The organism is Variovorax robiniae, assembly GCF_037889955.1.
Lineage (GTDB): Bacteria > Pseudomonadota > Gammaproteobacteria > Burkholderiales > Burkholderiaceae_C > Variovorax > Variovorax robiniae.
Window position 1 is genome coordinate 159,078 of the sequence record NZ_JBBKZS010000013.1, and the last position, 11,988, is coordinate 171,065.

General features: G+C 66.7%; 13 protein-coding genes. 5 read left to right on the top strand and 8 right to left on the bottom strand.

Annotated features, from left to right (window positions below; translation table 11 throughout):
- Positions 1-273: 273 nt before the first annotated feature.
- Positions 274-2,466, bottom strand: coding sequence for a catalase HPII (gene katE / locus WKW79_RS25505; RefSeq protein ID WP_422823964.1), 2,193 nt, complete (start codon positions 2,464-2,466; stop codon positions 274-276).
- 53 nt (positions 2,467-2,519) lie between these two features.
- On the bottom strand, positions 2,520-2,672 hold the full coding sequence (locus WKW79_RS25510; RefSeq protein WP_340338018.1) for a hypothetical protein: 153 nt from the start codon (positions 2,670-2,672) through the stop codon (positions 2,520-2,522).
- A gap of 322 nt (positions 2,673-2,994) precedes the next feature.
- Between WKW79_RS25510 and WKW79_RS25515 the strand changes: the two genes are divergently transcribed.
- Positions 2,995-3,825 (top strand): transglutaminase-like domain-containing protein, encoded by an 831-nt coding sequence (locus tag WKW79_RS25515; protein ID WP_340338019.1) that lies wholly within the window; start codon positions 2,995-2,997, stop codon positions 3,823-3,825.
- Positions 3,826-3,828: 3 nt separating this feature from the next.
- Here WKW79_RS25515 and WKW79_RS25520 read toward each other — a convergent pair whose 3' ends face one another.
- Positions 3,829-4,809 (bottom strand): succinylglutamate desuccinylase/aspartoacylase family protein, encoded by a 981-nt coding sequence (locus WKW79_RS25520; RefSeq protein WP_340338061.1) that lies wholly within the window; start codon positions 4,807-4,809, stop codon positions 3,829-3,831.
- Between the two features lie 104 nt (positions 4,810-4,913).
- Here WKW79_RS25520 and WKW79_RS25525 point away from each other — a divergent pair, with 104 nt between their 5' ends.
- Positions 4,914-5,150, top strand: a complete 237-nt coding sequence (locus WKW79_RS25525; RefSeq protein WP_340338020.1) for a hypothetical protein — start codon at positions 4,914-4,916, stop codon at positions 5,148-5,150.
- 73 nt (positions 5,151-5,223) lie between these two features.
- Complete coding sequence (gene gcvA / locus WKW79_RS25530) at positions 5,224-6,123, top strand: transcriptional regulator GcvA (RefSeq protein ID WP_340338021.1); 900 nt, start codon at positions 5,224-5,226, stop codon at positions 6,121-6,123.
- Between the two features lie 4 nt (positions 6,124-6,127).
- Here gcvA and WKW79_RS25535 read toward each other — a convergent pair whose 3' ends face one another.
- The 4 genes from WKW79_RS25535 to WKW79_RS25550 are packed head-to-tail and all read right to left on the bottom strand — an operon-like array spanning position 6,128 to position 9,203.
- Entirely contained in the window at positions 6,128-6,934 is an 807-nt protein-coding gene (locus WKW79_RS25535; protein WP_340338022.1) for an enoyl-CoA hydratase/isomerase family protein, read from the bottom strand.
- A 7-nt stretch (positions 6,935-6,941) separates the two neighbouring features.
- Positions 6,942-7,700: an SDR family NAD(P)-dependent oxidoreductase gene (locus tag WKW79_RS25540; RefSeq protein ID WP_340338023.1), complete on the bottom strand. Its 759-nt coding sequence runs from the start codon at positions 7,698-7,700 to the stop codon at positions 6,942-6,944.
- Position 7,701: 1 nt separating this feature from the next.
- Entirely contained in the window at positions 7,702-8,850 is a 1,149-nt protein-coding gene (locus WKW79_RS25545; RefSeq protein ID WP_340338024.1) for a thiolase family protein, read from the bottom strand.
- Positions 8,847-9,203: a Zn-ribbon domain-containing OB-fold protein gene (locus WKW79_RS25550; protein ID WP_340338025.1), complete on the bottom strand. Its 357-nt coding sequence runs from the start codon at positions 9,201-9,203 to the stop codon at positions 8,847-8,849. Before WKW79_RS25550 ends, WKW79_RS25545 begins: the two co-directional genes overlap by 4 nt.
- Before the next feature lie 242 nt (positions 9,204-9,445).
- Between WKW79_RS25550 and WKW79_RS25555 the strand changes: the two genes are divergently transcribed.
- On the top strand, positions 9,446-9,901 hold the full coding sequence (locus tag WKW79_RS25555) for a PaaI family thioesterase (protein ID WP_340338026.1): 456 nt from the start codon (positions 9,446-9,448) through the stop codon (positions 9,899-9,901).
- Positions 9,898-11,127, top strand: coding sequence for a CaiB/BaiF CoA transferase family protein (locus WKW79_RS25560; RefSeq protein ID WP_340338027.1), 1,230 nt, complete (start codon positions 9,898-9,900; stop codon positions 11,125-11,127). The genes WKW79_RS25555 and WKW79_RS25560 overlap by 4 nt, the downstream gene beginning before the upstream one ends.
- A gap of 35 nt (positions 11,128-11,162) precedes the next feature.
- Here the strand turns inward: WKW79_RS25560 and WKW79_RS25565 are convergent, their stop codons facing one another.
- Positions 11,163-11,900, bottom strand: a complete 738-nt coding sequence (locus WKW79_RS25565) for an IclR family transcriptional regulator (protein WP_340338028.1) — start codon at positions 11,898-11,900, stop codon at positions 11,163-11,165.
- Between the last annotated feature and the right edge of the window lie 88 nt (positions 11,901-11,988).

The window sequence follows — 11,988 nt, forward strand, 5'->3', positions numbered from 1 at the left end:
GGGCCACCCGTGGCGGCGCTGTTCATGCAGCGTGCGACGCCGCGTTTGTCTCGAGAACCAATTCATTGGACCCCCACGCGAGATCTGCAGCCGCGCGCTTGCTTCACGCGCTATCGGCGTCGCAGAAGTGCGCGCCCGCTCAGACCTTGTCGGGAAAGTCTAGGAGGGGGTCGATGGCACCGCTATTCGCAATAAGCCATACCGCATACGGCTTAATCAATCGGGAGGAAATCACGGGTGTTTGCACTGCGAGGGTATACCCCCGAATTGCCGCTATGCAGGCACGGCATCCACGTTCGCGCGGTCCCAATGGCGATGCTTGGCAATCGCCGCAACGAAGGCCTGCGCCACTTCCTGCGCGGCCGTGTTGTCGCCCAGGTTGTTGACCGGCGTCGCAGCCACCACCACGCCCGCCGGCGCTGCCTCCGTGCCAGGCCCGATGCCCAGCGAAGCCAGCAACGCCACCCCCTCGCCCACGGTGCAGATGGCCTTGCAATGCTTGTAGGCCTCCAGCACGAAGTGCACCGCGTCACCGTTGCGCGCCATGGCCTCGGCGCCTTCCTTGCCGGCCGGCACCAGCACCGCATCGAACATCACCGACGGGCTGTTGATGAAGGTCGCATCGACATCGATCTGCCGCTTCGATGCGCTGGTCACGCTGCCCAGCCGCGGACCGACCACCTTGCATTGCGCGCCGGCATGCTCGATGGCCTCGCGGATCGGCTTCAGCGAGGCGGAGTCGACGCCGTCGGCCACGAGGATCGCGACCTTGCGCGTGCGCACCGAGCCGTCGCCGGTGCCGGCCATGCTGAGCGCGGGCGACTCTTCAACGGCCATGCTGATCCTGAAGTCGCGGAAGCCGGCGCGGCCGGCCGCGGCCTTGGCATCGGGCGCGCCGATGCCCAGCGGCTCGGCCACGCGGCGCGCGAGCTTCTCGTCGACGTGGGCCAGGTTGTCGACCATGCGCTGGCGGATCGACGGGACTTCCAGCTTGGACAATTCGAAGCGGAAGGCCGCGATGATGTGTTCCTTCTCGGCCGCGCTCTGGCTGTTGAAGAACAGGCGCGCCTGCGTGAAGTGGTCGTCGAAGGACGGGCTGCGGCGGCGCACCTTGGGCGGGTCGATCTCCTCGGGGAAGGACTGGAAGCCCTTGCTGCCGCCGTCGACGCGGAACTCCTGGCCGCTGGCCAGCGAGTTGGGTTCGTACGCAACCTGGCCGCGCGCGATGGTCTGGCGGTGCATGCCGTCGCGCTGGAAGTTGTGGAAGGGGCACACGCCCTTGTTGATCGGCAACTCGTGGAAGTTGGCGCCGCCCAGGCGCGAGATCTGCGTGTCGGTGTACGAGAACAGGCGGCCTTGCAGCAGCGGGTCGTTGGTGAAGTCGATGCCCGGCACGACGTGGCCCGGATGGAAGGCGACCTGCTCGGTCTCGGCGAAGAAGTTGTCGGGGTTGCGGTTGAGCACCAGCTTGCCGATCTTCTGCACCGGCACCAGCTCCTCGGGGATCAGCTTGGTCGGGTCGAGCAGGTCGAAGCCGAGCGAATGCTCCTTGTCCTGCGGAATCATCTGCACGCCCAGTTCCCATTCGGGGAAGTCGCCCTTCTCGATGGATTCCCACAGGTCGCGGCGATGAAAGTCGGCGTCCTTGCCGGCGATCTTCTGCGCCTCGTCCCAGGCCAGGCCGTGGATGCCGAGCTTGGGCTTCCAATGGAACTTGACGAAGTGCGACTCGCCGCTCGCATTGACGAAGCGGAAGGTGTGCACGCCGAAGCCTTCCATCATGCGCAGGCTGCGCGGGATGGCGCGGTCGCTCATGGCCCACATCAGCATGTGCGTGGTCTCGGGCATCAGCGAGGCGAAGTCCCAGAAGGTGTCGTGCGCGCTGGCGGCCTGCGGCATGCCGTGGTGCGGCTCCATCTTCACCGAATGGACCAAGTCGGGGAACTTCATCGCGTCCTGGATGAAGAACACCGGGATGTTGTTGCCCACCAGGTCGTAGTTGCCTTCACGCGTGTAGAACTTGACGGCAAAGCCGCGCACGTCGCGCACCGTGTCGGCCGATCCTGCCCCGCCGGCCACGGTCGAGAAGCGCACGAAAACGGGCGTCTTCTGCTGAGGGTCCTGCAGGAAGTCGGCGCAGGTGAACTGCGACATCGACTTGTAGACCTGGAAGTAGCCATGCGCCGCGGAGCCGCGTGCATGCACCGCGCGCTCGGGGATGCGCTCATGGTCGAAGTGGGTGATCTTCTCGCGCAGGATGAAGTCTTCCAGCAGCGTGGGGCCACGCACACCCGCCTTCAGCGAGTTGTGGTTGTCGGGGATCTGCAAGCCCTGGTTGGTCGTGAGCTGCGCCACCGGCTCGGCGGTGTAGCGCGCCAATTGCTCCTGCTTGCCGTTGGCCGGATCGGCGGCGGCTGAGGAGGCCTTGGGGCGACGACCGCTGGCGGCCTTGTTTTGAGCAGTCATGGAAAACCTTGTGTTGGGAACAGCGTGCCTTGGGGCACGAGGCGGAGAGAAAGTCAGCTGGCTTCGGCGTCGGAGTCCAGGAACAGGTCGACGGCATTGACGAAGGCCACCGCGCCGACGAGCGCGGCCAGGAAGGCCACCACCCACACCAGCGCGTCGTCCACCCAGGCACTACCCAGGCCACTCAGCAATGCAGAAAGCTCCATGAAATGCTCCGTTGGAGGTTGAAACAATCGATCAGGGGGATTCGCACATCGCTGCAGGGGACCTCAGGTGTCTTGCGAGCGAGCAACGATCTTCCCGGCAAGTGAGTCCATGCACCGTAGTGGCCCGGCGGCGCACGTTGTCAGCACGGCGAGTCGCTGCAGGTAGGAGAGGGCCGACGGACATGCGTCGCCGCCTACGCGCGTTCGGGCAACGGACACCCCGCTGCCTGTCGCCGCCGAGGACTACGATGAGTCGCATCTCCAGGGGCCGGCATCAATCGTGCATGCGCCCTTCCATCTCCTCCACACAGGGAAGCGCGTCATGCACATCCAGATCGGTTACGACATCGAGATCGGCGTCAGCGCACCCACCGCGTTGATCTACATGCTGCAGGTCCACCCCTCGCGCGAGGGCGACCTGGTCGGGCGCGAGAACATCACGCTCAGCCCGCCGTTGCGCACCGACCACTACCTCGACGCCTTCGACAACCACTGCGCCCGCGTGCAGGTGCCGCAGGGCGTGAGCAGCGTGCGCCTGCGCAACCGGGCCGTGGTGTACGACACCGGCTGGGCCGATCCGGTCGACTATGGTGCGCAACAGTGCGCTGCTGCCGATCTTCCGGTGCCAACGCTGATGTATGTGCTGCCCAGCCGCTACTGCGAGGTCGACAGCGAACTGCTGCCCTTCGCCTGGAACCAGTTCGGCAACACGCCGCCCGGATGGCACCGGGTGCAGGCGATTTGCGACTGGGTCCACAACCACCTGCAGTTCGACTACCAGCGCGCCCGCGCCACGCGCACCGCATTGGACGGCTACCGCGAAGGCTACGGCGTGTGCCGCGACTTCACGCACCTCGCCATCACCCTGTGCCGGTGCATGAACATCCCGGCGCGTTATGTGACCGGCTACCTGGGCGACATCGGCATTCCGCCGGTGCCCTATCCGATGGATTTCAGCGCCTGGTTCGAGGTGTGGCTCGGCGACCGCTGGTACACCTTCGATGCGCGCCACAACACGCCGCGCATCGGTCGCGTGGTGATCGCGCGCGGGCGGGATGCGGCGGACGTGCCGATCACGATGGTCTTCGGCGCGAACTCCTTGCAGCGCTTCGAGGTGACCACCGAGGAAGTGTTCCTCGAAATGGCCGCCTGAAAACTAGAGCTTTCGGTCGCTCGTCACCGCGAAGTAGAACCACTCGGTCCCGGCCAGCGCCTCCGGGTTCGGGAACACGATGAAGCCGTCTCTGTCGGCTTTCAGCACGGCACCATCCGCGCGCATACCAATGACCTCGCCGGCCGCCACCGGATCGAAGGTGGCCCATTCGCGGGCGAACTGGTCCTCGTCGTCGAGGCGGTCGGTGACGCTGACCAGGCGCAGCAGCACCGGCGGCTCGCGTACCGGCGCGGGCTCCGACACCATGCCCAGCAGGCGCAGGGCCGCGTGGATGGCCTGATAGGCGACCTCGGGTGCGGCCGGGTCTTCATGCTGGCCGCATTCGAGCGTGACGCCGTAGCCGCCGCGGCTGCGCATGTATTCGTTGGTGCCCCAGCCATAGGCCAATGCGGCTTCATCGAGGGGCTCGCCAGGGTTGCGCTGCTGCAGGCCGGCGGCGTAGATGTCGAGCCAGCCCTCGACCACGCGCGTGGTGCCCAGTTGCAGGGCGAGCCGGCCCTCTTCCTCCGCGCGTGCGAAGGGCTCCAGCGTGCCGTCGTTGTTGCGCGGGCCGATCATTGCGAAGGCATCGCCGGCGCTCTGGAAGGAATGCAGGTCCAGCAGCACGTCATGCTGGTCGAGCAGCGGGCACAGGACGTCGGTGAGGCGGGCTTCGTAGTCGGCCGGCTCCTCCCCCTCGGGCGTGGGCTGGAACAGGCGGTTGAGGTTGCGCTCGCCCTCGCGCCGCAGCAGCCGGCGCGCCAGCGGATTGGCCACCGGCACCATCGTCAGCGTGCCGCGCAGGAGCTTGACGCTGCCCTCGTCCAGCTCCGAACGCAGGCGCTCCATGCCGACGGTGCCGCAGGTCTCGTCGCCATGCACCCCGCCCATCACCATCAGGCGCGGCCCGGGCTCGAGCGCGGCGAAGGCGTGGATGCGCAGGACATCGGATTCGGGGGTGGGTTCGGGGGTGGGTTCGGGCATGGGCGTGGACATCGCAGGGCATCCTACAACCGTGCGCCCGCGGCTCCTACCCCCTCCGAGCACTCGCCGTGGCACAAGCAGGGTGAACTCAGGAGCACAACACCATGGCCAACCCCAGCAAGACCACCCGCGAACGCGGCCACACAAAGGTCGAGCAGGACGGCGAATCCGTCCCCAAGCTCCCGCACGAACTCGACCAGTCCTCGGACAGCCAGCAGAACGTCGACGGCACCGCGCCCAAGGTCGGCCGCCAGGCACTGGAGGACATCGAGCGCGGCCGCGTCGACACCGACCGCGGGCCGGTGACCGATCGCCTCTACAACGAGAAGGTCAAGCGCTGAGCGCATAGCTCTAAGGGAAAACGCCCCCGCCAATCGATTGAAGATTTCCCCATCGCCGCATAGGCTCGCGGCGATGGAACGACTTCCCCCGCTCAATGGCATCAAGGCCTTCGAGGCCGCCGCGCGGCACCTGAGCATCACCCTGGCCGCCGACGAACTGAGCGTCACGCCCGGAGCGGTCAGCCGGCAGATCAAGTCGCTGGAGGAGTCACTCGGCATGAAGCTGCTGGTGCGCGGGCATCGGCAGATCTCGCTGACGCGCCAGGGCGGCGAATACTTCAAGGCCGTGACCAAGGCCTTCGACGACCTCAAGGAAGCCACCCGCAAGCTGCAGCGCCGCAGCCCTCGCAAGCAGCTGAAGATCCGCGCCTACACCACCTTTGCGATGCGCTGGCTGATCCCGCGGCTGTCGGGGTTCCAGGCGGCCAACCCCGGCATCGAGGTGCTGCTGACCGCGTCGCTGGACGAAGTGGATTTCAAGAAGGAAGACATCGACGGCGCGATCCGGCTCGGCGACGGGCAGTGGCCGGGCGCGCACTCGCACCGGCTGGTGGACAACATCCTGCTGCCGGTGGCCGGCCCGGCGCTCGTGAAGAACGGGCCGCCACTCAAGAAACCGGGCGACCTGAAATCGCACACTCTGCTGCACTCGATCGCGCGGCCCGACGACTGGGCGCATTGGCTGGACGTGCATGCGTCACGCGCCGGCATCGATGCGCGCTCGGGCATGACTTACCAGAGCTCGGCGATGTCGTACATGGCTGCGGCCGAGGGCCAGGGCGTGGCCATCGCGCAGCGCTTCCTGGTCGAGGGCGATCTGCGCGAGGGCCGGCTCGTCGCGCCCTTCAGGCAGAGCGTGGACATGGGCGACTACACGTACTACCTGCTGACACCGGCGCATCGCGAGGAAGGCAAGAACATGCGGCTGTTCCGCGAGTGGTTGATGGCGCAGCTGGAGGCCCAATTGGGTTGAGGCCTCACGCACCCACGAAGCGTGGGGCGCGCCGTTGCGCGAACGCCTCCTTGCCTTCGCGACGATCGACGGAATCCCGCAAGGTGCCCCAGTACAGCTCGGTGAGCTGCTGCGCATCCGCATCGCTAAGGTGCGCCGTGCTCCGGGCCAGCCGCTTGATGGCCTGCACCGCCAGCGGTGCGTTCGCAGCGATGCGCGAGGCCAGCGCCGTCGCGCGGTCCATCAGATCGGCCGGGGCGCACAGCTCCGACACCAAGCCCATCTGCTGCGCCTGCGTCGCATCGATGCGCTCGCCGGTGAGCGCCATCTGCATCGCATGCGCGGCCGGCACGGCGCGCAGCAGGCGATGAACGCCGGACACGCCCGGAACCGACCCGACCGCCGCTTCCGGCAAGCCGAAGCTCGCCGTCGTCGAGGCGATGCGCATGTCGCACTGCAAGGCCAGCTCCAGCCCGCCGCCCAGGCAGTAGCCGTTGATGGCGGCGATCATCGGCTTGTGAAGCTGGAGTTCGGACAGGTCCATCAGGCGCACATAGACACCCAGGTTCGTCGCGATCTCGGTCGATGCGAACAGCCCTTGCGCATAGCTCGCGGACACGGCGGGCGCACCCTTCAGGTCGGCGCCGGCGCAGAAGGCCTTCTCGCCCGCGCCGGTGATGACCAGCACGCGCACCGCATCGTCGTCTCGCGCCTCGCCGATGCGCGCGCGCAGTTCGCGCAGCGCCTCGATGCTCAGCGCGTTGTGCGCTTGCGCCCTGTTCAGCGTGAGCCGAGCCACGCCTTCCTGCATCTCGTACAGCACGTTGGTCATGACTGCCTCACACGCTCGCCGACGAAAGGCTGCGCCCGCCGCACACATAAAGCGTCTGCCCCGTGACATAGGAAGCCGCGGGGTCGAGGAAGAACTCGATCGCCAGGGCAATGTCGTCCGGCGTACCGATGCGCTTGACCGGAACCGTGTTCTTCAAGTTCGTCTGTACCTCGTCGGTAAACGTGCGGAACAAGGGCGTGTCGACGATCCCCGGCGCCACCGTGTTCACCGTGACGCCCTTGGCCGCGAACTCGATCGCCAGGCTGCGCGTGAGGCTCACCACGCCGCCCTTGGCCGCCGAATAGTTGGCCTGCCCGAAGCCGCCCAGCCAGGCCCGCGACGAGATGTTGACGATGCGGCCGAAGCCGCGCTCCACCATGCCGGCGAGCACCGCGCGGCAGCACAGGAATTGCGAACGCAGGTTGGTGCCGATGACCAGGTCCCAGTCGTCGTCGGTCATCTTGAGGAAGCGCGTGTCGCGCACCGCGCCAGCGTTGTTGACGAGGAAGTCGACCTTGCCGAAGCGGTCCGCCACCGTCGCCACCGCGGCGTTGACTTCTGCCGAGTTGGTCAGGTCGACTTGCACGCCGAGCACGTCGAGGCCCTTGCCACGCAGTTCCGCCACTGCGCCATCCAACGCGGCCTGGTCGCGATCGAACAGCGCCACCTTCATGCCCTGCCGCGCAAGACGTTCGGCGATGCCCAGGCCGATGCCGCGTGCGGCGCCGGTCACCACGGCCACATGGTTCGTGTCGAATCGGGCCATCTCACACCCCCAGCAAGTGGACGGAGGACGCGGCATGGTCCACGCCCGCGATACCGCCGCCGGTGCATTGCGCCAGTCCGACCTTTGCACCCTCGACCTGCCGCGCACCCGCACGGCCCTGCAGTTGCCAAGTGAGCTCGACCATCTGCGCCACGCCTGTGGCGCCCAGCGGATGCCCCTTCGCGAGCAGCCCGCCGCTCGGGTTCACCGGCTGCCTGCCACCCAGTGCCGTCGCGCCCGAATGCAGCAGCGACACCGCCTCGCCATGCGCGGCCAGACCCAGCGCTTCGTAGTACAACAGTTCGGCAATCGTGAAGGCGTCGTGCAGCTCGACCACGTCCACGTCCTTCGGAGAAAGCCCGGCCTGCTCGTACGACACGCGCGCGGCGCGTGCCGTGATTTCGGCATCGAGGATGTCGTCGCGCGCACCTTCGCGCAGGCCCGACACAACGGCCGACGACAGGACTTTCACCGGCTTGTTGGCACTGCCGCGCTTCGTACTCAGCACCACCGCGGCCGAACCATCGACCTGCGACGGGCAGCACTGAAGCAAGGTCAGCGGGTCCGCGATCATTCGCGAAGCCAGCACCTCGTCGAGCGTGGTCTCCTTGCGCTGCTGCGCATACTCGTTGAGCGCACCATGGCGGCGGTTCTTCACCGCCACCGCTGCCAGGTCGCGCGGGCTCGCGCCGCGTTCCGCGATGAAGCGCGTGCCGCGCATCGCATAGACGGCAGGCAGCACCATGCCGGCCGTGGCGTACAGGTCCGTCATCGCATCGTTGCGCTGCAAGGGAATGGTGCCGCCGCCGAGCGCGGTCAGTTGCTCGATACCGAACACCAGCACCGTCTCGTACTGCTCGGCCAGCATCGCATGGCGCGCCAGGTGCACGGCGGTGGCGCCGCTGGCACAGGCGTTCTCGACGTTGTAGACCGGGATGCCGTTGAAGCCGAGGTCACGCACGATGACCTGCCCCAGGATCATCCCGCCGAGCACGTTGGCGCAATAGATCGCCTGGATGTCCTTCGGCTGCACGCCGGCATCGTCCATGGCGCGCAGGATCGCAGCCTGCGCAAGCTCGGGCGCCAGCGTGCCGGTGTGGCGGCCGAAGGGCGTCATCGCGGCACCGGTGATGTAGACGTCCTTGCTCATGGCGCGCTCCCTTCGATGCGGTCGAACACATAACCGAAGGCCGCGTCCGGCACCGCGCGGTAGCGGTCGCCGATGGCGGGCCGTTGCGCACCCTGCAGGCGGCCGAAGATCCGCACCGGACCCGGCAGGTCGACGTAGCCCAGGGCGAAGGGCGGCTCGCCGCTCTTGGGGCTCGGATGGATGACGGTGAAGCTGTAGACGGCGCCTTCGCCGTCGAGTTCGACGAGCTCGTGCGCATCGTCGAGCGGCGAGCTTTCAACGTAGGGCGGGAACGCGATGGCGCCCGTGGCCTTGTGGCGAGAAGCCAGCAGCGCGCTCGATGCGCCGGGGCTCCAGATGGATGGCAATGGCATGGCAGGGTCTCCGGGGATTGGCCGGCGATACAGCCGGGGTTGGAGGAATGTTCGGTCAACGACGTCCTGCGCTCAACCGACAAATCGGGCCGTTCGCTTGAACAAATCTCAAGCAAAAAGCGAAGGCCATCGTGCATCAGCTTTTCTCAATCGAAGCGCCTGAAATATCGATTGCCCGTGCGGCGTTTCCCCGCAACCATCGACGCATCCGTGGCCCTTCACGGGCACCTGAAAGGAACGCAATGGAGACACCGATCCCGACCGCATTGCACGACGACTTCGCCCTCGATGGCCGCATTCGCGGCAACCCGTTGCTGGACGACCTCGACGTGCGCCTCGGCCACATCCGTCCCGGCGAATGCACGCTCACGCTGGACCTCGGCGCGCGCCACCTGAACCGATCGGGCAGCCTGCAAGGGGGCGTCTCGGCCACCCTGCTCGATGCCGCTTGCGGCTATGCGGGCCTGATGACCGGTGACGACACGCCGCTGAGCCAGGGTGTCACGGTGATGCTGTCGATCTGCTACCTCGGCCGCGCGAGCAGCGGCCGCGTGCATGCGACCGGCCGCGTCGTCCGCTCGGGCCGCAGCATCTTCTTCTGCGCAGGCGAACTGCGCACTGGCGCCGGCGACCTCATCGCCACCGCGCAAGGCAGCTTCAAGCGCATCACCCACATCCCCCAGGAGACACACCCATGAGAAACGCACTCGACGGCCTGACCGTCATCGACTTCACGCAGATCGGCGCCGGCCCCACTTGCACCATGCTGCTGGCCGACATGGGCGCACGCGTCATCAAGGTCGAGTCCCCTGCCGGCGACATCGGCCGCACGCTCGGCCCCGGCTGGGTCGGCGAGGACGCGGCCTTGTTCCACGGCTTCAACCGCAACAAGCTCGGCATGGCGCTGGACTTCAAGAAGCCCGAGGGCCTGGCCATCGCACGACGCCTCATCGCCACAGCCGACATCGTCGTCGAGAGCATGCGCCCCGGCGTGATGCAGCGCGCCGGGCTTGCCCATTCGCAAGTGGCGGCGCAGCACCCGTCGCTCATCTATTGCTCGATCTCCGCCTACGGCCAGCAGGGTCCGTATTCGCAACGTGCCGGCGTCGATGGCGTGCTGCAGGCCGACTCCGGCCTGATGAGCCTGATCGGCACGCCCGACGGCGAACCCTGCAAGGTGCAGGCCCCCATCGTCGACGTGACGACCGGCTACCTGGCCTGCATAGGCATCTTGGCCAAGCTGCAGCAACGTAGCCGCGACGGCCGCGGCGGGCACCTCGACGTGAGCCTGCTGAATTCGGCGCTGGCCTTGCAGCAGTCGTCAATCACGAGCTACTTCGCCGACGGCGAGCCGCCCGTGCCGAGCGGCAGCGCGGCGCCGTACTCTGCGCCCAACCAGGCCTTCGAGACGAAGGACGGCTGGCTCATGGTGGCGGCCTACAGCGTGGAGCGTTGGGCCGCCCTTTGCGAAGTGCTCGACCTGCGGCACCTTGAAAAGGACCCGCGCTTCGCGACGTCCCCGCTGCGCGTGGCGAACCGCGATGCGATGACGCGCGAATTGACGGTCGCCTTCATGCGTCGCACCGCTGATGATTGGATCGCGCCGCTGCAGGCCGTCGACATCCTCTGCGCCAAGGTCACCGGCTATACGGACATTGCGGCGCACCCGCAAGTGGCCGCCAATGCGATGCTGCCGGCGGTGGAAGTGCCGGGCTTTGGCAAGCTGAGGATGCCGGGGTTTCCGATCAACAGTGCGAGCGTCAATGCGACAGGCATGAATCCCGCCCCGCAGTGCGGACAGCACACGCAATCGATCCTGCGCGAGCTGGGCTGCGACGACGAAGAGATCGCAAGCCTTGCGAAGGCCGGTGCAGTGTTCAGCCCGCAAGAAGAAGCGACGGTCGCACTGGCGGATGCAAGCTGAGAGGTCGTGTGCCCTGGCGGTGTCTCAATAGCCTGTCAAGCGCCGACCCGTTCGGAGAGCGAGCGATTGATGCGAACAAGCGCGTCGTTCAACGCCTTCAGGATTCGCTCCCTGGCCACGTCGTTGAACCTGACCGCAGGTACCGCCACATTCAACGCGCCGAGTGCCGTTCCCCCGCTGGACAGGATCGGCATTGCCAATCCGACGATACCGGGCGTGAACTCCTCGTTCACAGAGGCCACGCCTGTTTCACGCACTGCTTTCAACTGCCGGCGAAGTTCCTTGACCGAGCGAATCGTGTTCGACGTGATGGGCTCGAACTTCACGGTCTCGAGGTAGCGTTCCTGGTCTTCCTCCGGCATGAAAGCCAGCAGCGCCTTGCCGCCCGAGGTCGCATACAGCGGCGCAAGATCGCCTTTGCGCATGTGCGACACCAGCCTCTGGGAGCTGCTCACGGTTGCAACCACCTCCGACTCGAATCCCCTCAACTGATTGAAAGCGCTCGACTCGTTGATGGCCGCAGTGATGTCGGACAGAATCGGCTCGACGATGCTCAGGATGCTGCGACCCTGGTTGGCTTTTCCGGCGAGCTTGGCAACGGCTTCCCCAAGGCGATACCCGCGCGATATGGCCGAATAGTCGAGGTAGCCGCGCGCCGTGAGGTTTCTCAGCAATTGGGTGAGGCTGCTCTTGGGGATGTCCAGCGCTTCGCCGATGTCCGTGTGCGACATGTCCTGGCCGCGCCGGGCCAGCAGTTCGAGCAGGTCCAGCACGCGATCTGCCGATTTCACTGTGGTCTGAGCTGCGTCTTGCATAAGGAACTCGTTCGCCCACTGAAAATTGTTCGCTCGGACTCACAAA